This is a genomic window from Streptomyces aureocirculatus, assembly GCF_000720475.1.
Lineage (GTDB): Bacteria > Actinomycetota > Actinomycetes > Streptomycetales > Streptomycetaceae > Streptomyces > Streptomyces aureocirculatus.
Window position 1 is genome coordinate 1 of record NZ_JOAP01000038.1, and the last position, 19,407, is coordinate 19,407.

General features: G+C 65.5%; 19 protein-coding genes. 1 reads left to right on the forward strand and 18 read right to left on the reverse strand.

Going from position 1 to position 19,407, the window contains the following annotated elements; genetic code table 11:
* From IG78_RS0129080 to IG78_RS49485, 16 genes are all read right to left on the reverse strand, one after another.
* On the reverse strand, nt 1–177 hold a 177-nt coding region (locus tag IG78_RS0129080), incomplete at its 3' end, for a transposase (protein WP_030568555.1).
* A gap of 128 nt (nt 178–305) precedes the next feature.
* Nucleotides 306–668, reverse strand: a complete 363-nt coding sequence (locus IG78_RS0129085) for an HNH endonuclease (protein ID WP_037686657.1) — start codon at nt 666–668, stop codon at nt 306–308.
* A gap of 5 nt (nt 669–673) precedes the next feature.
* A complete protein-coding gene (locus IG78_RS49480; protein WP_157855896.1) occupies nt 674–844 on the reverse strand; it encodes a hypothetical protein in 171 nt (56 codons plus the stop codon).
* Nucleotides 845–940: 96 nt separating this feature from the next.
* The gene (locus IG78_RS42835; RefSeq protein ID WP_051853034.1) at nt 941–2,023 is read right to left on the reverse strand and encodes an AAA family ATPase; all 1,083 of its coding nucleotides are present in this window, start codon (nt 2,021–2,023) and stop codon (nt 941–943) included.
* A 279-nt stretch (nt 2,024–2,302) separates the two neighbouring features.
* Nucleotides 2,303–2,821: a hypothetical protein gene (locus tag IG78_RS0129105; protein WP_030568454.1), complete on the reverse strand. Its 519-nt coding sequence runs from the start codon at nt 2,819–2,821 to the stop codon at nt 2,303–2,305.
* Nucleotides 2,822–3,311: 490 nt separating this feature from the next.
* Nucleotides 3,312–3,443 carry a VWA domain-containing protein gene (locus tag IG78_RS46435; protein ID WP_078965688.1) on the reverse strand — a complete coding sequence of 44 codons (132 nt, stop codon included), beginning with the start codon at nt 3,441–3,443 and terminating at the stop codon, nt 3,312–3,314.
* Between the two features lie 144 nt (nt 3,444–3,587).
* Nucleotides 3,588–4,001 (reverse strand): SsgA family sporulation/cell division regulator, encoded by a 414-nt coding sequence (locus IG78_RS0129120; RefSeq protein WP_030568456.1) that lies wholly within the window; start codon nt 3,999–4,001, stop codon nt 3,588–3,590.
* 285 nt (nt 4,002–4,286) lie between these two features.
* Nucleotides 4,287–7,085 carry an AAA family ATPase gene (locus IG78_RS44360; RefSeq protein ID WP_030568458.1) on the reverse strand — a complete coding sequence of 933 codons (2,799 nt, stop codon included), beginning with the start codon at nt 7,083–7,085 and terminating at the stop codon, nt 4,287–4,289.
* 331 nt (nt 7,086–7,416) lie between these two features.
* On the reverse strand, nt 7,417–7,656 hold the full coding sequence (locus IG78_RS0129130) for a hypothetical protein (RefSeq protein WP_030568460.1): 240 nt from the start codon (nt 7,654–7,656) through the stop codon (nt 7,417–7,419).
* 475 nt (nt 7,657–8,131) lie between these two features.
* Complete coding sequence (locus IG78_RS0129140) at nt 8,132–8,776, reverse strand: TetR/AcrR family transcriptional regulator (protein WP_030568462.1); 645 nt, start codon at nt 8,774–8,776, stop codon at nt 8,132–8,134.
* A gap of 226 nt (nt 8,777–9,002) precedes the next feature.
* On the reverse strand, nt 9,003–10,910 hold the full coding sequence (locus tag IG78_RS0129145; protein WP_030568464.1) for an AAA family ATPase: 1,908 nt from the start codon (nt 10,908–10,910) through the stop codon (nt 9,003–9,005).
* Between the two features lie 350 nt (nt 10,911–11,260).
* Entirely contained in the window at nt 11,261–11,521 is a 261-nt protein-coding gene (locus tag IG78_RS0129150) for a hypothetical protein (protein WP_030568466.1), read from the reverse strand.
* Between the two features lie 585 nt (nt 11,522–12,106).
* Nucleotides 12,107–13,792, reverse strand: a complete 1,686-nt coding sequence (locus IG78_RS0129155) for a vWA domain-containing protein (RefSeq protein WP_030568469.1) — start codon at nt 13,790–13,792, stop codon at nt 12,107–12,109.
* A gap of 107 nt (nt 13,793–13,899) precedes the next feature.
* Nucleotides 13,900–15,141: an AAA family ATPase gene (locus tag IG78_RS0129160; protein WP_030568471.1), complete on the reverse strand. Its 1,242-nt coding sequence runs from the start codon at nt 15,139–15,141 to the stop codon at nt 13,900–13,902.
* Nucleotides 15,142–15,472: 331 nt separating this feature from the next.
* Entirely contained in the window at nt 15,473–16,531 is a 1,059-nt protein-coding gene (locus tag IG78_RS0129165; protein WP_225882266.1) for a hypothetical protein, read from the reverse strand.
* Nucleotides 16,532–16,626: 95 nt separating this feature from the next.
* Nucleotides 16,627–17,568, reverse strand: a complete 942-nt coding sequence (locus tag IG78_RS49485) for a hypothetical protein (protein ID WP_030568474.1) — start codon at nt 17,566–17,568, stop codon at nt 16,627–16,629.
* Nucleotides 17,569–17,825: 257 nt separating this feature from the next.
* Between IG78_RS49485 and IG78_RS0129175 the strand changes: the two genes are divergently transcribed.
* Nucleotides 17,826–18,224: a hypothetical protein gene (locus tag IG78_RS0129175; protein WP_030568475.1), complete on the forward strand. Its 399-nt coding sequence runs from the start codon at nt 17,826–17,828 to the stop codon at nt 18,222–18,224.
* Nucleotides 18,225–18,258: 34 nt separating this feature from the next.
* Here IG78_RS0129175 and IG78_RS0129180 read toward each other — a convergent pair whose 3' ends face one another.
* Entirely contained in the window at nt 18,259–18,612 is a 354-nt protein-coding gene (locus tag IG78_RS0129180) for a hypothetical protein (RefSeq protein ID WP_030568476.1), read from the reverse strand.
* A 311-nt stretch (nt 18,613–18,923) separates the two neighbouring features.
* Nucleotides 18,924–19,259: a hypothetical protein gene (locus IG78_RS0129185; protein ID WP_030568477.1), complete on the reverse strand. Its 336-nt coding sequence runs from the start codon at nt 19,257–19,259 to the stop codon at nt 18,924–18,926.
* Nucleotides 19,260–19,407: the final 148 nt, after the last annotated feature.

Below are 19,407 nucleotides of genomic sequence, written 5' to 3' on the forward strand. Positions count from 1 at the left end.
CTTCCACTTGCCGAACCGCGCAGGCAGATCCCGCCACGGCACCCCGGTGCGCTGTCGGAAGAGAATCCCGTTGATCACCCTGCGATGACCCTCCCAGCGGCCGCCCCGCTGCCCGGACTTCGGCAGATGCGGCTTCAGCCGCACCCATTCCTCGTTCGTGAGATCTCCCCGCCCCATGGACATGCCAACGACCCGAACCTGAAGCAGTCACATGATCCGCCGGACAGGCCCTAGGCTGCCCGTTACGTGCCCTGCCTCGTGGGTGCCGGTAGACCCGTGCCTCAGACTTCGCTTACTGACGGGGGTCAGTACTTCTTGCGCCGGCGCCCGAGACGCCAGCGGTAGAGGGGGCTCGGCACGTGGTTGGACTTCCGCCGGTTGTGCCGGCGGCAGAGCAACTGGCCGTTCCACAGTTCAGTCGGCCCGCCACGGCTCCAGGGGTGTATGTGATCAGCCTCGGTCCCTGGTGCCGGGCACCGGAACCAGAGGGGCGGCTTGTGCTCGCACCGGCCGTTGGCCTGGTGGATGAGCTGCAGCTTCTGGGACCAGCTGAAAAGCCGGGTGGGGTCCCGCCAGCGCCGCTTACGGCCAACGCCGATGGCGAGGCACAGGATGCCGAGCACAGCGACTGCCAGGCAGGCGACCAGCACGGTCGGATCTGGCTGCATGGCGCTCAGTGCAGGTCGTTGCCGAAGGAGATCAGCTCACGCCTGGTCGCCCAGAACAGGCCCTCGGAGTCGATGAGCGTGACGAGACGTGCCTTTGCGTGGCAAAGGTTGGCCCTTCGGGGCTCACGATGCTCTGCGCCGGGATTGGGCTCGGAGACGATGCGGTACTTGGACATGGCCGAAGGCTGCTTTCTGCACAGGAACGCGTGAGCCGGACAGCGAACCGCCGAGGAGATCGGAGTGGCTCCTCGGCGGTTCGGATGGGGGCGTCCTCAGAAGTCGATCGAGTACTTCACGGGACGGCGCAGGGTCACCGCGGCGGCACGCAGGTCCTTCTCGTCGTCGGGCGACCTGTCGTCCTCGTCACGGAGGTCGGTGAGCGTGAAGGCGCCATCCGGGAGCAGGTAGCCGTCCTCGGACGGGGCGGCGTCGCGCATGCGGAACTGCAGTCCGGTGCCGGTGCCCCAGTCGTTGATGGTCTGCAGGCTGTCGCTGTTGAACAGATCGACACGGCCGTCGAAGACATCGGTGTCGCCGTTCTTCCAGACGATGTGGGCCTCGATCCGCGAGCCGTCGTGCTCGCTGCGCTTGATGTTCAGGTCACCGATCACCTCAGCGAACGACTCGCCCAGGCGCAGCTCGAAGGCGATCGCCCGCAGGTGGTCGAAGTTGATGTCGTACTTCCGGGAGAAGTCGACGATCTCGGCCACCTGCTTCTCGGCCACTCCGGGCACCTGGTCGCGCAGGTAGGTGGCCACCGTCTCGGGCTCGGGGTAGGCGAAGCGCATGTGGTAGTGGAAGCGGCCGGGACGGTTGAGCATGTAATCGTTGACGCGGTGCAGCTCGTTGACCGACAGAACGTAGAGGCGCTTCGTCGTGCTCAGCCCGTCGAACAGACTCAGGAACTGGTTCTGCGACTCGTCGTCCTCGTTGGAGAAGATCTTCTCGAACTCGTCGAAGACGACGACAACTTCGCCCAGCTCGTCGAGGAAGGTGGCGAGCCCCGGCATGTCGTGCTGTACGAGCACGGTGGGCAGGTGGTGTTCCTCGCGCATCCGCTCGGCGAGCAGTCGGAGCATGAGGCTCTTACCCATGCCCTTGTCGCCGGAGAGGATGACGCCGAGCGAGCGGTCCATGGCAGAGTAGCCGGTAACGATCCGCTGTACACGGGAGGCGTGGTTGCCGTAGACGGTCTCCTCGGCGGATGCCAGCGCCTCCGTCTGGCGCAGGCTGTAGCCGGCCACCTTGGAGAAGGAGATCGTGTAGGTGGCTACGGGCAGGTCAGCGAAGGTCTGCACGGAGTCCCCGTAGAGACGGAACTCCCCGCCGGAGGCGACGATCGTGGATGCGGGCATGAAGACTTCTCGCTTTCGCGGGAGTATGTGGGTGGTGGTGGCAGCACAGAGGTGCTCAACGGATGGGCAGCACGCTGCTGTCCGGGCGGTAGACGCCTTTGCCCTCATCGAGCGCGGACTCGGTGAGGGTGACGGTGGCCGGCATCAGGCGTGTTGGCGGCGCGGCGCCAGGTTCGCAGCGGGGTTGAACGTCACTGGTCTCCGCGGCCGCGTGGTCGTAGGGTCCTGCGTCATGCCGCGAGTCGACGCAGGACCGGCGATACCATTGGGTCGTTCAGTTCAGAAGCGGTCGCCGATGTCGACGCTGTCGTACTCCTCGCGCGAGACAGTCTCCCAGTCGGTCGCATTGCCGTCCTTCAATCGCAGCTCCCACTTCGCGGGTGTCTTGTATCCCTTGAAGACGCGCACGGTGGTGGTCCCGCACGGTGCAGAAGAGCCGCCTTTGTCGGGCGTGCGGGCACTCGGTGTCGAGCGGGGAGGGTTCTTCTTCGAGGTGTCGGTGCGCGGCGGCTGCGGTGCGTCCGGCTGGTCATCGCTCGTGTCAGTGGGCGGCTTGGGCCGGGGCTTGGGCCCCGGCTTGGCGAGCGTGGTCCGGAGCATCTGAGTACGCGTGAATCGGCAGGGGGCCGGCCGCGCGATCTGATCGTAGACGGGGCCTTCGGCGGCCCGGCTGCGCTTGTCGATGACCTTGCCGTGGTCGAGGTCGGTGTCGGGGTCCGCGCATCCGGCGAGGGTGAGAGCTGTGGTGATGACGGTGGTCGCGGTCGCGATGACCGGCCGCACGGCGATGGAGCGCACGATGTGTCCTTAGGAGTGGTGGCGTTGGGGTACGGGGGGCGAGCGGCCGGTCGCGCGCTGGTCGAGCGGCCGCCCGTCGCGTGTCAGGCTCGGGAAGGCCCGAGGCCAGACGGTTGTAGTGCTCTGCGTTCGACAGGGCCAGCGGGTTGGACCCGACGGCACTGACGCCGGTGTTGCCCGGAAGACCGGAGAGGATGCTGAACTATCCCGCTTCGCCGAACGGGACGAACTCCCAGTGCACGTTCTCGTCCTGGGTGGACTGGAGGAAATCGGTGGTCTCCACCACGTCCTACGGGGCGCCGTCAGTCTGGAAGACGACGAAGGCCGGCGACGAGGCCTTGTATGCGCTGGAGGCGTGGTATTGGTCGAGCACGGCCTCCATGGCCGGGCGGTAGTGCGTTCCTCCATGCTTGTGCAGTTGGGCGATGCGGCCTTGGTGGGCGCCGAGTTCGACGTCGACGAAGACCTGCCGACGCCGGAAGAGGCCGCCTCACGCGATGGAGTGTTTTTTGGTGGAGGAGAAGCTGACCGGGACCTTGCCGTCGTCGTCCAAGTGCGCGGACAGGCTGAGGATCTGGTCGCTCAGCCGCTGGACCGAGCCGTTGGCGAAGTAGTGCTCCATCGAGAGGGAGACGGTCGATCACGAGGTAGACGGCGGCGCGGTCGCCGAGGCGGTCGTTCAGGCTGCTGCGCGCCGCTCGTGTGACATGGCGGCGCGGATCTTCTTGCGCTGCGCCCGTTGCGGGCGTGCGGGGCGGTGCTTGGCTCAGTGGGTCAGAAGCTCGTCGAGGAAGCTGTCGATGTCGACGGATTCAGACTCCCGACCTGCGGGGACGACCTCGAAGGTCTTGGCGAGCCATGCCTTCACGGAAGCTGCCGGCCCTTCAAGGCGCGCGTATCCGCCGGGGGATTCCAGTTCGATGCTGAAGCCGCAGTTTCGGTGAGGACCGATCGGAGTGATCTTCACGTCCCCGATGCCAGCGGGTGTGATGAGGCCCTGGTCGAGCAGTTCCCGGGCGAACGTCCACCGGACCACCTCGTCGGGCGTGACGTCAAAGGAGAACTGCACCGCGTACGGGTCGGAGTCCGTGTAGTACAGCCGCACGGGGACGAAGACACGCGCGTCCGGGCCGGCCACGAGCGTCATGCGGATCTTCAGTTCCAGGCCGGGAAAGTCCATGGGTGGATTCCTGTTCTCGGAGGGAAAGCGTGGTGGAGGCGGGAGGCGAGGCCCGACGCTGCTCAAACACCGCCGTTCCGCCTAGCTAGGTCGCTGTGCGGGAGGGGGACAGGGCGGGTGCAGCTTGCTGCGCCTGGCGTTCTGCCAGGGCGTTTATGGCGAAGAGGACCTCGCCCTGGATGGTCCATTGGCCGAGGTAGGTTTGTGCAATGTGGAAAACCGCAGGGGCGGGTGTCTCGCTCGTCGAGAACACCCGCCCCTGCGGCATGGGGTGGCGGCGGTTGGTCAGACGGCCGCAGTGACCGCGGAGCGGTCGTCGGTGTTGCCGGGAGCAGCGCTGTCGTTGTCGTCCAGGAGGTCCGGATCGATGCCGAGGGCGCGAGCGGCCTTCCTCTTGTCACGCTCGGCCAGAGCCGTCACGATCTGCTCGTAACTGCTCTGGATCGGCGGGTTCTTCACGGTGCCGTAGCCGAGTACGTACTGGCTCTTCATGGCACGGGTGAAGGCGACGTAGAACATCCGCTTGGCGTCTTGGGTCATCTTCGTGTCCTCCCTGTAGAGGACGACAGCGTTGTCGAATTCGAGACCCTTGGCACCGTGGATCGTCGAAACGACCAGGTCGGCCTTGGACTCGAGGTTCTTCCGCTTGCGCTCCTGGTTCTTCTGCTTGTTGATGTTCAGCTTCTGCTGGTTCCGCTGAATCTCGAAGGAGAGCAGGTTGTCGCGCAGCCGATCGAAGAACGTCTTGTGCGTGAGCGTGCCCTGGTGGCAGAGCGTGGTCCAGCCGTTGATGGTCGCGCTGTTCTCGATCCACCACTCGGAGATCGTGCGCCAGATCGCCTTCTTGACGTTGGCGTTGGCGGCGTTCTTTGTCAGCTTGTCCATGTTGTCCTTGATCCCCTGGGAGACCACGAACGCGGCGTTGGCCGGCGGTGCCTGCAGGACGTCGTTCCAGAAGAACTTGATGTACTTCGAGAAGATGTCCGTGGCGTAGACACGATCGCTGACCAGAGAGGCGACGCGGCGGTCCGGGTAGCGCTTTTCGAGCACATCCTGGATCAAGGACACCTCGCGGCGCGAGTAGGCAAGGAAGGCCACCTGCTCGCCCCGGTCCAGGCACTTGTCCACGTAGTCGGGGATGACTGTGTTGCGCACGATCGCCTGCAGGTCCTGGGTGACGAACGAGGTGAGTCTGGCCACCTCGCGGTACTCCAGGGTGACCTTCTCCTGGAACGAGTCGGCCGTGGGAATTGCGAGCGAGTTCGCCTGCAGCTGGATGTTGGCGAACTGGTTGGTCTCCAGTCCGCCGAGCACGACGTTTGCGAAATCCAGGATCTCCTGGTTGCTCCGGTAGTTCGTCGTGAGCTTGAAGGTCGCGAAGACGCCCGAGTCCTCCAGCGTGTTGAGCGCACGCGGGTTCGCCGAGCGGAACTCGTACAGCGTCTGCGAGGCATCGCCGACGATGAACAGGGACTGAGCGTGCTTGGTGATGTACTTCAGCACGTAGATGAACTCAAACACGCTGTTGTCCTGCACCTCGTCGATGATGAGGTACTTCGACTGCACGTGGGCCGGCTCGGCCATGTCGTCGATCTTCTGGTAGCAGATGATGATCTGTAGCTCCAGCGACGTCTGCTCGATGCGGTCGAGCAGGGCGATCACCTCGTCGAAGTGGCCCTCGACGAAGGTGTTCAGGGCCGTGAACGCGCCGGTCCTGTGCTGGTCGACCTCGAGCAGGCGCTGGCGGAACATCGCGGCGAACTGGCTGTTGGGGTAGAAGATGTCGATCGAGTTGATGATGGTGTCGATCGCCGAGACCTTGTGTCTCGGATGGTTCATCGAGTAGATATCGATGATCATCTTGGCGATCGTCATCGAGCCGACGTCCGGGTTCTTCTCCGTGATGTTGTCGGCTGCGGCGTTGGTGAACGAGAGCACCGTGATGTCCGAGGCGGCGACGCCGCAGGCTTCGAGGTACTTGATCCGTTCGAGGATGACAGTCGACTTGCCGGTGCCGGCTCCCGCCTGCGTCATCACCAGCGGCTCGTGCGTGGTGAGTGCGTCGAGCTGCTGCTTGGACAGGTGGGGCGGCAGATTCGGAGGCGTGGTCGGCTGCGCAGGCACGATCAGCTGAGCCTTCATCTGCTCCAGGTGGTCGAGCGTGTGGTTCATCAGCAGGCTGAGGTTCTGCTTCGACAGCTTCGTGGCGATCTGGCCGGAGAAGGTCGCATCCAGATACTTGTGGATCTGGTGGTAGGCCTCCAGCGGGACGTTGTAGTTTTCCAGGTAGCGCAGCTGGACGGCGAGCATGTTCAGATGCTGCTCCGTCGGGCCCGCGGGCATGTCCTGGATGTAGCGGCAGACTTCGTCGGCGATCGCCTCGGAGTCCCAGATCTGGGCTAGGCCCGTGATGCGCTCGTAGATCGAGTACTGGCGCATCCACGCGTCGAACTCATCGCCGAGGTTGGAGGCCGCCAGGCCGGCGGATGTGAGCACGTCCTGGACGTAGTCACGGGCGTTCTCCAGCGGGCTGGTGTCCCACTGCAGGAAGACGGCGGCATCGTGGTTGCCGTAGCCGACCGAGTGCGGGATGGCGGTCGCGTGCTCCGGCTCGGGCAGCCCCTTCTTGAAGAAGTACAGCTCCATCCGGTACTGGATGACGAGGTCGCGCGTGGACTTGCCGCCGGACTTGTCCTCGTAGAACACGAGAGCCTGCGGGATCATGTCGAAGACGATGTCCCAGACGTCGAACCGGCTGGACGAAGTGTCGACAGCGAAGCGGTCGTCGGCGTGCGGGCTCGGCAGGGTGAAGGACCCGCCGGCGTTCAGGGCGCGGCGCGTGATCGGCGCGAGCGGGATTGACGTCGTGGTGATGTCGTGCTGCGTCGAGCTCTGCTTGACCTCGATGTCGGCGGCCATGGCGTAGGCGGTGTTGGTGGCAGTGTTGATCGGCAGCAGGGACTCGTTGAGCAGGCCGATCTTCTTGCCGTTGCCGGTGAGCTTCGAGGAGAAGAACTTCGGGTCGACGGCCTTCTGAGCAACGGCATTGGCCGAAAGGTCGAGGTCATCAAGCAGGACAGGCATGTCGCTGCCTTTCTTGAGTGGATTGAGAGGCGGATTTACAGAAGGCATAAATGACGCCGCATAGCAATTCCGACAAGAGATTAACAGCAAGTCGAATGCTCGGAGGTGAGCGAAGAGCACAGCGACAGGGCTGGGCCATGGGGGCGCAGGTACGAACACGGGCGGGGCTCTCGTCAGCCGACGAGCCCCGCCCGTGTTCCTCTCAACCCACCCGTCAGGGGCCGTTAGGCCCCTGAGTCCGGGGTATGTGGCGAAGCCACGCCCCGGACACCGCGCGCTACCCAGGCGCGCGGTCGTTCATCAGCGGCAGCTCACCTCACGTCGAGGTCGACTACGAGCGGCGCCGGTCGGTTCCATCGACGGCAGCATCGTCGGCATCGAGATCCCAGGGACAGGCCGTGACGAGGAATCCTGCGGAATCAACCTCGATCAGGCCAAGCATGAGGCCCAGTTCGCGGAGTTCATCGGTGCTCCGGACATGGGCGGTGAGGTTCGTTCGGGCCGCGGCGGAGAGCTCCATGGCTCGCTTTCGGTGCTCTTGGAGCAGAGGTTTGGGGAGCATGGTGGACATGGCTGTCCTCCCTTTCTGAGCAATGAGGGCGTGGGGGCGAGGTACGTCGCTGGCGTGCTTCAGGAAACGAACGGCAGCAGATAGTCCTGCTATTGGTGCGGGCTCAGCGGGCCGCGCAGCACCTCGGCGGCGCCCAGCAGGTGCCTCTCGAGCTGAGAGAGCGACAGTGGCATGACGGACGTCCTTTGCACGGCCCATGGGCAGTGGAATCAGTGGTGCCCGGCCGGGAGGCGGGGCGCCGAAGTCGTCTGGTGGGGAAGGGCGGTCCGGCCAGGTGCGGGCTGGCCCGAGCCGTCGCTGGCCCGTGGCCGCCCGATCAGCGTGTCGATCACATTGGCGGTAACGGCCAACGCGGTACTCCCGAGAAGGTTGTGGCAGGTACCCGGCCCGTCTGGGCCGGGGTTAGCGCACCACGTCACTACCGCGAGCGTGTCGCCGGTCGGACATCGCGTGCTCGACTCGCGTCCCTGACGGGTCACGCAGTCGGCAGCTGGACGGCGACGGTTCCGCCGGACACGGCCCGGGCGATGAGTTCGACCAGCATCTGGCGAACCACCTGTGAGTCCGCTGTCTCGGGGTTTTGGTGCCCGGCGGCCGCGGCAAGCAGCACCGTCAGCGCCTCGGCCGCGGCGAAGGAGTCGTCCGTCGCGCCGGATGATGACGGACGAGCGGTGATCGCGTACTCCAAGTGCCCCAGGAGACCGGAGAGTATGCGGCGGCGGATCTCGGCGAACCGGCTGTCGTCCTCGGCCGCCCGCAGGTCGACCACCCGCAGGACCACCTCGTGCTCCCGCCAGAACGCGAAGAAGGCGTCCACCGTACTCCCGGCCGCGTGACGCCCGCCGCCCCACCAACTGCCGATCTCCGCGTAGATCAGTCCGTCGCTTCCTTCCTGCGCCACGGGCCGGGCCAGCTCCAGGGCGGCCGCGTCGACGTCTGCGAAGTACTGATAGAAGGTCGCGGGCGAGGTACGCGCGCGACGGGCGACATCGATCACTCTCGTCGCGTGATAGCCGTGCTCGGCCAGCAACTCCTTGAGACAGAGCAGCAGTTGGCTGCGAGTCTTCAGACCGCGTGCCCCGATCGGGCGCCCTGCGGTGCTCCGGATCTCCTCGGCCATGTCTCTTCCTGTTCGGTGGGTGGCACCGGCCCGGCCCTTCGGGGCCGGGCCGGCGGCGGCCGCTGTCTGATCCAGGCCCGGCCGCCCGACGCGGGAGCGTGTTCGCCCCCGCGATGCTGGTCAGGGCCGGGCCAGCGCCGCTGTGATGTCGTCGACGGACTTGACGCCGAGCGCGCCTGTCCGGAACATCCGGAACGGGAGCGCTCGGTGCGATATGGACGGCTGCTCAGTCATCCGAGGGGGATGCCGAGGCTGTGCCGCCGGTCTGGGTAGCGAGCAGGTAGTCCTCGATCCAGGTGCGAACTGCCTTGCGCGCCGGCCGCGCACCCTGGGAGTCCACGTAGGTGGTCTCTTCGATGGCGCACAGCTCGTCGTCGGGCATCGACGCGGGAAGCGCCTGGGCCAGCCGCGGCTTGGCCTCGACGATCCGTTCACGCTGCCGCTCGTAGTCGGCGGCCATGATCTGCCGGTAGGTCTGCCGGTCGATGGGGTTGAACCCCACGACCAGTGAGAACCGGCCCAGCAGCTCGGCGTCGAAGAACTGCTCCAGTGCCTTGTTGAGGCTCTGGTTCGAGATGGTCTTCGGGTTGTTGCCGAAGCCGATCATCTTGCCGTCGAGCGAATCACGGGCGGCGTTGGTCGTGCAGATGACCAGGGCCTTGGAGAAGTCCAGCATCTTGCCATGGGCATTGCGGATGTAGCCTTCGTCGAATGCCGAGAGGAACAAGCGCTGAACGGCCTTGTCGGCCTTCTCGAACTCGTCGAGCAAAATCACCCGGTGGGGGTTGGACTCCAGCGTGTCGAACGGGAGCTCCTGGTTGGAGTCCGATCCGACATAGCCGGGAGGTGCGCCGATGATCTTCGACGTCGACCACTCGCTGTGGAATTCGGTCAGGTTGAGGATGATCGGCTCGGTGCCGGTCGTCTCCTCAGCGATGATCTTGACCGCCTCGGTCTTACCCACACCCGAGGCCCCGGCGAACAGCCACGTCGTGGGCGTCTTCGTCGGGAACAGGTCGAGCTCTTCGCGGGCCAGACGGTCCGTGAGCTTGGCGAGCACGTCGTCCTGGCCCTGCAGGCGGCTGGTGAGCGTGGCGCTCAGCGCGGCAACGTCGAGGTCCTTGCGCTGGGCGTTTCCGGTCATCAGGCGCTTGGCCACATTGAGCACACGGGTGCTCGTCAGCGGCACCTGCGGGATGGACCGCAAGGTCTGCGCGAGCGCCGTGTCGCCGGCGACCTCGGCCTGGACGATGAGCTTCTTCTGCTCCAGGACCCGGTCAGCCATCGCCCGGTCGAGCAGCGTAATGGCGTTGTCCGGACGGTGCTGGCCAGCCCGAGAGTTCGCTTCGGCGATCTGCACCACCGAGGCCAGGACGTCGTCGGAGACCCCGATCTGGTGACGGTAGTGCGCCATCAGGCCGGGCCGGACCGTGGTCATCACGGCCAGTGTCTGCTCCACGCTCAGCTCGTCGACGATGAGCCGGGTGAAGCGACGGGCGAAGGCCGGGTCCTCATCGAAGGCACGAGACTCCGTGCTGGTGGTCGCACCGATGACGGACATGTCGCCGCGGGCCAGGGCCGGCTTGAGGATCTGCGAGATCTTGCGGCCGACGGCGTCGCCATGGCTGCCGGACCCTCCGGTGATCTGGTGGATCTCGTCCATGAACAGGATGGCCTTGTTCTTGGGGTCCGAGGCGAACTCGACGATCGCCTTGACCTTCTCCTCCAGCGAGCCGACTATGCCGGTCCCGGCGATGATGTTGGTGATGGGCAGCTCGTAGATCGTGTAGTCCTTGAGCTGGTCGGGAATGAGGGCGTCGCCGAGCGCGATGCGCCGTGCAATGTCCTCGACGATTTTCGTCTTGCCGACGCCGGCGGAACCGACCAGCAGAGCGTTGGGCTTGGTCTTGCTGATGATGACCGAGAGAACCTGCCCGATGAGCGTGTCACGGAACATGGTCGGATCGGCGTTCTTGAACTTCTCGTTGTAGTCGACGAGGAGCTCCTTGACGTCATCGGCGCTGCCACCGCTGGACGGCCGTCCCACGGACGGGAACTGCGGAGGGAAGCTGCCGCCACCGCCGTTGCCCTTGTCCTCGTCGGAGCCGCCGGGTGTGAAGTTGCTGAGACCCACCGGGTCCTCCTTCGGTGCGGGTCGCTCGGCGTGGTGGCGCGCTGGGCGGATGCGCCACGGTGTCCCGAGCAGGGATATGGATGAGCGATAGAGAAAGTCAGGAGTCGTCAAGAGCGGCACTTCTCTTGACGGTCTTCGAGGAGCGGCATGGTCAGCTGACCTCGATATCGCCAGGCACGGTGGTGGGCGCAGGCTTGGTGAGCGCGGCGGCAACCTCTTCGAAAGCGGCGATCGCCTTGCGAAGATCAGCGAAGATCTCCGCGGCGATACCGGCCGGGTTTCCGAGTTCTCCCGCGCCCTGCGTAGGGAGGTCGCGCGCAGGCCAGGCTGGCTTTCGTGTTCAGCACGGGTTACGCGGCGTTGAAGCTGCCAATGACCACGCCAGGTGGCCCCTCGGAAGTAAGCACCTCGACCTTGGCGTTGGACCGATCGAGGCGGAACCCCGGCAACGGCTCGTCATCGAAGTACTGAATAGATGCCAGTGCGGGGTCTCTGCTGGGGCCACCGCAGACGGTACGCAGTGCCTCGTCCTCGTTCTCGGCACGGACGACGACGGCGTCATACTCCTCGCGCCCCCAGCCGTCCGTGCGGGTCACCTGCCACAGCTTCATAGTCTTCAGTTCTCTTCCGGGTTTGCGGTCAGCTTGACGACTGTTTCCTGAGTGACGAACCACTCGAAGCCTGACGGCGGAACTGCAAAGCTCCCTGTCCGCCAGTGCATGGGTCCTGCTGTCCACCACCGGGGGTGAACTCCTGGCCATTGACAGAAGCCGTCGACGACGGCGGCTCGGCGACCAAGTACGCCATCGCGCACCTCGGCATATGGTGCGGGGCGTAGCAATGCAGGATCACGACCTCACCGGTGCGAGCGAGCGCCTCGGCAGCGTCAGTGGGGAACGAGGTGCGCACCCTCGGTCTTCGTCCATCGACCGCCGACCGCTTCGAGGACCTCGTTGACGTGCTTGTACAGGGTGGGAGCCAAGCGGGGCCGACGAGCATCAGGCGACGCCATCAGTCTTGGTACGGCCCGACAGGGCTGCGAGCACATCCGTGGGGATTCGCATCGATGGTTCCTTTGTACCGGCCGAGCAGGGGTTGGATGGACAAGAGAGAGGCAGGAGTCGCCAAGAGCAGTGCCGCTCAGGGGAGTTGGTTGCACGGCACCCCTCTTGGCGGTTCTTGGGGTGGCAGCAGGGTCAGACGACCATGCCGAGGAGCCTCTGCCGGATGCTCGGATCGATGTGCTGCATCGAGTCGGCGTAGCGTTTTGCCAGGTCAACCATGAACGACCAGTCCATGGCGGAGCACGGTGCGTAGTACAGGTTCTTCGGGTGGTCCTGACGCGTGGACGGCGGCAGCCAGTCGAAGTCGGTGACCATGAGCGAGAGCCTGCGCTGGCGCACGCGGCTGGCGTTGATGTACTGCCAGATCTGCGTGTACTCCGTTCCGCCCGACACCTTCGGGATCCTGCGGAACTCCTTCCAGATCCGAGTCGTCGACTTGTTCTCCGTGCGCAGCATCACCTCCTGGGACAGGAAGTGGCTGAACGAGTTGAAGTACAGGTTGATGTTGAGCTTCTTGGCGATCCGAATGAGCATCATGACCGCCTCCTGGTAGTTCTCCTCCGAGATCGAACCGGAGGTGTCGATGTAGATGTGCAGGTCCGGCATGTACTGCACCGAGGTGATCCGGCCGGGCTTGTTGAAGTCATCCGGGTTCCGGCGGTTGGCCTTGAGGAAGGTCGCCTTCGTTGTGCGGAAGATGTTCTGTGACTTGTTGACCTTGCCCATCCGGCGCAGCACCCGGGTGATATCCTTAAGCAGGTCGAGCTTGCTCGGCGGCTGCTTGCGGAACGCCACCTGGGCGCTACGGCTGCCAGGCTGGCCCGGTTGCTGCTTGGCTCCCAGGGCAGCGGCCCGGGCGGCTGCCCGTGGCAGCGATGTGAGCTTGGACAGCGACGTGTTCGAGACGACCTTCACCGGCGAAGCCAGCGACTGGTTGATGAGGTTCCACTCCTCCGTGATCTTCGCCGCGGTGGCTCGGGCATGGGCCTCGACGTTGACCAGGACGAGGGAGCGCGGGCAGAACAGCTCCCCGGCCGTGAACGGCAGGACGCCGGTGTCCAGGGCAGTGTTCTGCTGGCTGGCCTGGGCCCGCTGATGCTCGACGTAGTTCATGAGCATGTGCACGAGCACGCGGGCGAAGGAGTGCTCATCGTTGGCGTCAGAGTCGTCCTTGCGCACCAGCAGCGACTCGGTGAGCCCCTTCAGGGACAGGGCCGTGAAGTCGTTGAGCAGCTTGGTGGTGGCCGGCGGCAACGCACTGGCCATCGTCTGTATCTGCTGGGACAGCCAGATCTTGAAGTCGTCGAAGGCCGCGGAGGACTGGAACCAGAACCCGAGGGTGTCAGGGTGGAAGGCGTAGGCGATCGAGGCGAAGAAGGCGCTCTCGTCACCGGTCCCCGCCAGCAGAGCCTTCGCGGCCGGGAGGACATCAGCCTGCGCGGTGTAGAGCACCCGCGGGGAGGGCGCGGGCATCTTGTTCTGCTGTCCGGCCTGGACGGCGAAGAGCTCGGCGACCGGCAGCGGTGTGCCCTGGTCGAAGTTGATCAGGGTCTGCCCGAGCAGCTCCTTGACGGTCTGCTCGCTGGCCACGTTCAGCGTGTCGCCGAGGCAGCTCAGGACCAGATCCGGGATGCCGTCCGTCAGATCAGCGCCCTGGGCGTCGGTGATGCTCGCCGGGGCGTTGGGGTTCAACGGCTCCAGCAGCGGGTCGATGAGGGTCTGCTGGATCGCCGGCATCGGGTCGTAATCACCGGTGCACGAGATGGTGTGCAGTGCGTCGAGTACGGCCGGTTTCTGGTTCGTGACGGTGATCGTCATGGGTCGTGGTCTCCTTCTGAGGACAAGGCAGCGGCAGAGCGCCGCCGGTGGTGGGAGTTGCAGCAAGGACTGCACCGCGGCGGTCCCCACCACCAGTGAGCGAGCGATCAGAGGAAGGCCGAGAGGACCGGCTTGGCCTGGTTGACGATCGGAGCGTTGATCTCCATGAAGGCCTCCAGGTTCTGGCGGTCGATCTGCTGGCTGGTCACCATCTCGATGAGCGTGCGGGTGTGCTCCGGCTCGATCTGGGTGATGGCCTGGGCCAGCTGCTCGATGAGGCGCGCGTTGTCCTTGCTCTCCTTGAGCGCGTACAGCAGCGACCCGGACTTCTCGTTGTCGGTCAGCGTCGCGATGACCGCGGCCATGTCGGTCATGGTCGCTGAGGCCTTCAGGCTCTGGTAGCAGTTCGGCTTCGGGACGTTCACCCGGTTCTGCTGCACGCCGCCGGCGTTGTTCGCCAGGTCCTGGGAGATGGTGGCCACGAGGTGCGTGGTGAACATGGTGTCTCCGACGTAGGCCTCGATGGCCTCGTTCAGCAGCGAGGTCTCGCGGTCGCCGATCTGGATCGGGGTGGCCAGGTACTGCGCCAGCTGCTGCGGGTCGGCCGCGTTGAGCCACTTCGACAGGTTGTCGATGGTGCGCGGCGTGGTGAGCTGGTTCATCTCCTCGCCGCCGTCGAACAGATCGGCCATCGTGACGTTGCCGTTGTCGTCGTCGTCCTGGCCGTCGGCGACGATGGCCTCGGGTGTCGACTTCTGGAAGATGAGCCCGGGGTACTGCGTGAGCACCGTCTTCACCCAGGGGTTCATGTTGTCGCCGAGAACGGACATGAGGGTGGCGGCGTCGGGCTCGACGTGGAAGATCGCGAAGCGGGACAGGCTTGCCTCGTCGAGCGAGGTGACGTTGCCCCTGTCGTTGCCGGCCACGACGATGCGGACGTTCTTGGGCAGCTCGACGTACCCCATGCGGCGCAGCGTGACCAGGGTCAGCGCGCCGGAGGTGACGTCGGAGGTGGTGCGGTTGATCTCGTCGAGGAAGAGGATCGGCCACTCGCGCGTGTTCTTCTCGGCGTAGTCGATGCACTCCTGGATCACCTGGTGCGGGTAGAAGACCTGCTTGTAGCTCTGAGTGCCGTCGTCCTTGGTGTACAGCACCAGACGCGCACCGGTGAGGTCGGCCTTGTCGGCGAGCTGGTTGCACGGCAGCGTGAAAGCCCGCGTGCCCATGGAGTAGGCCAGGTCCTCGACGAAGCTGGACTTGCCGATACCGGGTTCGCCCATGAGAGCGGGCGTCGCGCCGACCTCAAGTGACTGCTTGATGAGGGTCGTCAGGGTGTCGTTGAACTTCATGTCGATGTCTTTTCTGTGCGCGGGCGAGGAAGAGAGAGAAAGACAAGAGATGTCGGAGCACGGCGCTGCTGCTCTCGGCGTCGCCGAGGCTGCATAGGCCGTGAACGGTCCTGCGGCGCGGGCCGCGCCGTCGGAACTCGGCGGAGACCTGCACTCCCACCATTGGTGGCGATGGATCCCCGCTGCACATCGCCACCCGATCGCGCTCCGCGCGATCCAGCACGGTCCCCGACCTGTGCTCGGCCCCGCCGCAGCACCCGTCACCCACCCCACCCGCTGCCGGAGGCAGCAGATGAACCAGGAGCAGAAGCAGCAGAACAGGTACAGAGCGTCAGTGGGTCGACGAGGAACGGGCCTCGCGGTCGGCCACGAGCGCAGCCGCTCGGTCGAGGAGGAAGGGCCGGCCGTTGCGCCGCTCGCTGTGCTTGGGGCGCGCAGGGATGACGTCCAGCGCCGCCTTGTAGAGCAACCACGCGGTATCGCCCGTCGAGTACTTGACGCCGAGGGCGCTGTAGGCGCGCAGTTGCGTCCGCATCCAGCCGTAGAGCGACGCGAGAACCGAGAACTCCCAGCGGGACATGTCGTGGTTGAAATCGCCGGGATCCCGAAGCTGATGGTGTGCACTGGCCAGGGTCTGCTCGACGATCGCCTGTGAGTACGGGATGTCGGGCATGTCCTCGGCGGTGTCGACCGCAGACGCTGAAGCACCGGAGCTGTCGCTGACGTTCACGGCCAGCTGCGCGTAGAGGTCCTCGATGGAGACGAAGGCCGGCGCGCTAGTTGCTGCGTTGCCCTGAGCGACGATGCGATCGGGCACCGGCTGGCGGGTGAAGGTCGACCAGTGGTCCAGGAGCAGCTCGTACCAGCCGTGTTCCTCACGCAGGACTCGCTTGCCGGCGGCCACGGGGAAGTCGTGGAAGTTCTTCGGCAGCGGCATAAGGAGATGGAAGCCCTGGCCGGACATCGACAGCTCCGCGTAGAAAATGCCCGGCAGCCGCAACAGGTCTGCGGCCACACCTGGCGGGCAGTCGGCCTCGATGTCGAGGACGAACAGCCCGTCAGTCTGGGCTTGGAGGTAGAAGGCGGTGTTCGCGGCGTTCGGTATCGCCGCGGTGAGTTCGTCGAGGGTGAGCAGGCAGGTCTCGTCCAGGGCGAAGGCTCCGCGTAGTGGGCCGACGTGCTTGCAGCTGGACGTGCAGCCGTCGAGCAGGTGCCGTACGTCGATCGGGGCCTTGCGCTTCGGCGGCTTGGTGGGATCTCCGGGGGTCTCTTCCCCGATCTGTCCGGAGATGGTCCACCGACAGACACTGGCGAGAATGCGGATCGCGGGGTTGCCGTAGAACTGCGGGAACCAGGCGCGGGGGTCGGCCGGAGTCATCGAGGAACGCACGCTTTCGATCGGAGGCGTCAGGAGAGGACAAGAAAAACAGGACCCCCGTACTGCACGGATGCGAGTACGGGGGTCTCATCGCTGTTCAGCGTGGATCAGCCCTGATAGGTGATCCCGGCCTGCTGGGCCGGGCCGGAGCCGTTCCAGGGGCCGGTGGCCACGGGCGAGCCCACGGGCGAACCGGCGTCCTTGAGGGAGGCGTTCTCGGCCTCAAGACGGGCGAGCTTCTCCTCCAGGGTCTCCTGCTGGGCAGGAGCCGGAGCGGGAGCTGCGGCCGGAACAGCATCAGGAGCAGGAGCAGCAGCGACGGGCGCAGCCACGGCGGTCGCCGGAGCCTGAACCGGAGCCTGCGCGGCCACAGATGCGGACGCCGGCTGCGGGGCCGGGAAGGCCAGGCCGTCCTCGGCCTCGGTCGCCACCGGGACGGCGGCGGCGGCGGGGGCTGCGCCGGCAGGAGTGGCCTGAACCGGGCGCGGCGTGCCGTTGAGCACGATGCCACGCGCAGCCAGCTCAGCCTGGTCGACGCCGCCGGCTTTGAAGTAGCGCGGCGCCTCGTGGACGATCACCTGTTCGAGGGCCAGGCCGCGGTTGTTGAAGTCCTTCGGCTTGTAGGTGCGCAGCACGAGCGTGACATCGAGGCCCGGCGCGAGCTCCTGGCCGGACTCGTCCTGGTCGTAGGTGCCGTCGCCCTTCGGAGAGGGGATCGCAATGACCGGCAGGGTGCTGCCCTTGGAGTCGATGGAGTAGTTGGGTCCGGTTTCGGGCCGCTTCGGGGAGTTGTAGCGGCGCTCGGAGACGAACTGCTCTTCAGGGGTGGGGTTGTCCGGATCGGCGAACTGGACCTCGGCGTCAGTGATCGTCGCGGTGGTGTGCGGCTTGCCGACGGGGTTCATGCCGTTCGTCGTCTTGCGCTGATCACTGGCAACGAGCTCCGCGCCCTCGATGAGGCGGGCAAGTACGGCGAAGCCGAGCTTCCCGCGGATGAAGACGTTCTTGCCCTCGGTGATCTGGCTGGCGGAGATGGAGTAGTTGGCCATGGTGATGCGGTTCCTTCGTTCGGTCTGGCGGTCGTTGACTCAGGAGTCCATTGGGAGCCATAAGACAGGATTCGGATTGCCATTCAATCCCTTATCGTACCAACTCCTGTTCAGTTATGAGTAGAATGCCGATGGCGGGCAAAAATGGCTGTACGGGCGATTCGAAGAGGAGTCAGAACAGGGATGACGGCTACAATTCATAGGCCAGTCAGCAGTCGTCTCAGACGAGAGCAGCTTCCGGGAGTCACGCCGGCCCGATGGGCTTCGGCAACGGATTCGTCATCGCCGCCAGCGTCATGGCGAGCGGAGCGCTCTTCGCCGGATGGGGCCTGACGCAGCTCGCGACGTCCGACGGTGGCTTCATCCAGGCACTGCAGAGCAATCACGCTCCGGTCGAGGCACCGGTGAATCCCGGCGAGAAGAACGCCGGAGGCGGCAGCGCTGCACAGCAGCCGAGCGAGGGCGGCACGGGGAAGCGGGACGAGAACGGGGCAATTCAGGGTCCGACGCCGGGTCGCGGCGACGAGGACAAGCCCAACGGATCGGGCGCACCGGCCGAGGCGAAGCCCGCGCCGAAGGCGAAGCCATATACCATCAAGCCAGGCGATACGCTCACCGCGATCTCGGGGACGACCGGGGCGCCGATCGGTATCTGATCGACACGAACAAGATCCAGCATCCGGATCTGAACTACGCGTGGGTTTCGCTGCCCATCCCCCCGGTGTGACGACCCGGTAGGGCGGCACTGTCGCATACCGAGCCTGATTCGATGCCCTGATCGCCACGAGGCGGTGAGGGCATCGTCGTCTTCTCAGGCGGAGGGCTCTGCTTCCCGGCGGCCTGCAGGTCCATCAGTCGCGTGCGCAGCTGGTGCAGCTGCTCGACCTCGTCGTTAATGAACCGGATGCCATCCGGCGCGTAGTCCTGCGGGTATTCGAGCTTGTACTCGCTGAGCAGCTCGATCTTCGCATCGACGAGATCGAGCGCTGTGCTCAGATCGAGGACGTCGTCCAGTGTGAGTCTGGAATTGGCGGAGGCGTTCATGCTTCGGTCCTGTCTTGGGCTCTGCCACCCAGTCGCTGCTCGAGGTCGAGGGAAGGTTCTGGATGTCCAGCCAGCGGTTCATCGCTTCATCCTGGTCGGCGACGCCATCTGCTTCTTCGTGCAGGGCCAGAAGCGTGATCCACCCGGTGGGGACGAGGGTCGCGATCTGCAACCCAGCCGGGTCCAAAGGCTGGACGACGCGGTAGAGACTTCCCTCAGTAGGTGTTCTTGACTGGGGCTGTTGCCCGTGAGGCTGACGGAATCGCAACGCACCGATCCGCCGGACTGGCCGATGATCACGGGCGTCGTAATCAGTCGTGCAGTGCTGAGGTGTCCCAGCGCCGTCGGTGTTCGAGGACGGCCGCCGAGATCCACAACGGTGCGGTGAGGGCCAGAGCCCAGGTGCCGAGCCTGGCGGCAACCAGGGCCAGGGCTCCTCCGCCGTTCCACAGCGTCCTCACCGCCACACCCAAAACACCTTCATAGGCGTGCCCGTTCTCGTCGGCCAGTACGCGAAACCACAACCCCACCGTCCACAACGCCGTGACCAGGAGCGCGATGCAGGTCACGAAACCCAGGAATGCGATGCCCGCGCCGCAGCAGCCAGCCCACCGGCCCCCGCGGATACCGCCGGTCTGCCGCGCCACCGGTCTTGGATTCATCCGCCACTATCCAACCCCCTTGCTATCGGTGCCGCCACGGTCCCTCGGCCCCGCCGCACCGGCCATCCGATCAGGTACTCACCTGCGGCCAGTACGCACTGAGAGCCTGCCCAGATCGTGGTCTCGCCGCGGC

Excerpts from the sequence above, each read along its gene's own strand:
- IG78_RS0129155 (WP_030568469.1), bottom strand. The coding sequence starts at position 13,792 with ATGACGATCACCGTCACGAACCAGAAACCGGCCGTACTCGACGCACTG.
- IG78_RS46435 (WP_078965688.1), bottom strand. The coding sequence starts at position 3,443 with ATGGAGCACTACTTCGCCAACGGCTCGGTCCAGCGGCTGAGCGACCAG.
- IG78_RS0129140 (WP_030568462.1), bottom strand. The coding sequence starts at position 8,776 with ATGGCCGAGGAGATCCGGAGCACCGCAGGGCGCCCGATCGGGGCACGC.
- IG78_RS49480 (WP_157855896.1), bottom strand. The coding sequence starts at position 844 with ATGTCCAAGTACCGCATCGTCTCCGAGCCCAATCCCGGCGCAGAGCAT.
- IG78_RS49485 (WP_030568474.1), bottom strand. The coding sequence starts at position 17,568 with ATGGCCAACTACTCCATCTCCGCCAGCCAGATCACCGAGGGCAAGAAC.
- IG78_RS0129120 (WP_030568456.1), bottom strand. The coding sequence starts at position 4,001 with ATGGACTTTCCCGGCCTGGAACTGAAGATCCGCATGACGCTCGTGGCC.
- IG78_RS0129150 (WP_030568466.1), bottom strand. The coding sequence starts at position 11,521 with ATGAAGCTGTGGCAGGTGACCCGCACGGACGGCTGGGGGCGCGAGGAG.
- IG78_RS0129130 (WP_030568460.1), bottom strand. The coding sequence starts at position 7,656 with ATGTCCACCATGCTCCCCAAACCTCTGCTCCAAGAGCACCGAAAGCGA.
- IG78_RS42835 (WP_051853034.1), bottom strand. The coding sequence starts at position 2,023 with ATGCCCGCATCCACGATCGTCGCCTCCGGCGGGGAGTTCCGTCTCTAC.
- IG78_RS44360 (WP_030568458.1), bottom strand. The coding sequence starts at position 7,085 with ATGCCTGTCCTGCTTGATGACCTCGACCTTTCGGCCAATGCCGTTGCT.
- IG78_RS0129160 (WP_030568471.1), bottom strand. The coding sequence starts at position 15,141 with ATGAAGTTCAACGACACCCTGACGACCCTCATCAAGCAGTCACTTGAG.
- IG78_RS0129175 (WP_030568475.1), top strand. The coding sequence starts at position 17,826 with ATGGGCTTCGGCAACGGATTCGTCATCGCCGCCAGCGTCATGGCGAGC.
- IG78_RS0129180 (WP_030568476.1), bottom strand. The coding sequence starts at position 18,612 with ATGAACGCCTCCGCCAATTCCAGACTCACACTGGACGACGTCCTCGAT.
- IG78_RS0129085 (WP_037686657.1), bottom strand. The coding sequence starts at position 668 with ATGCAGCCAGATCCGACCGTGCTGGTCGCCTGCCTGGCAGTCGCTGTG.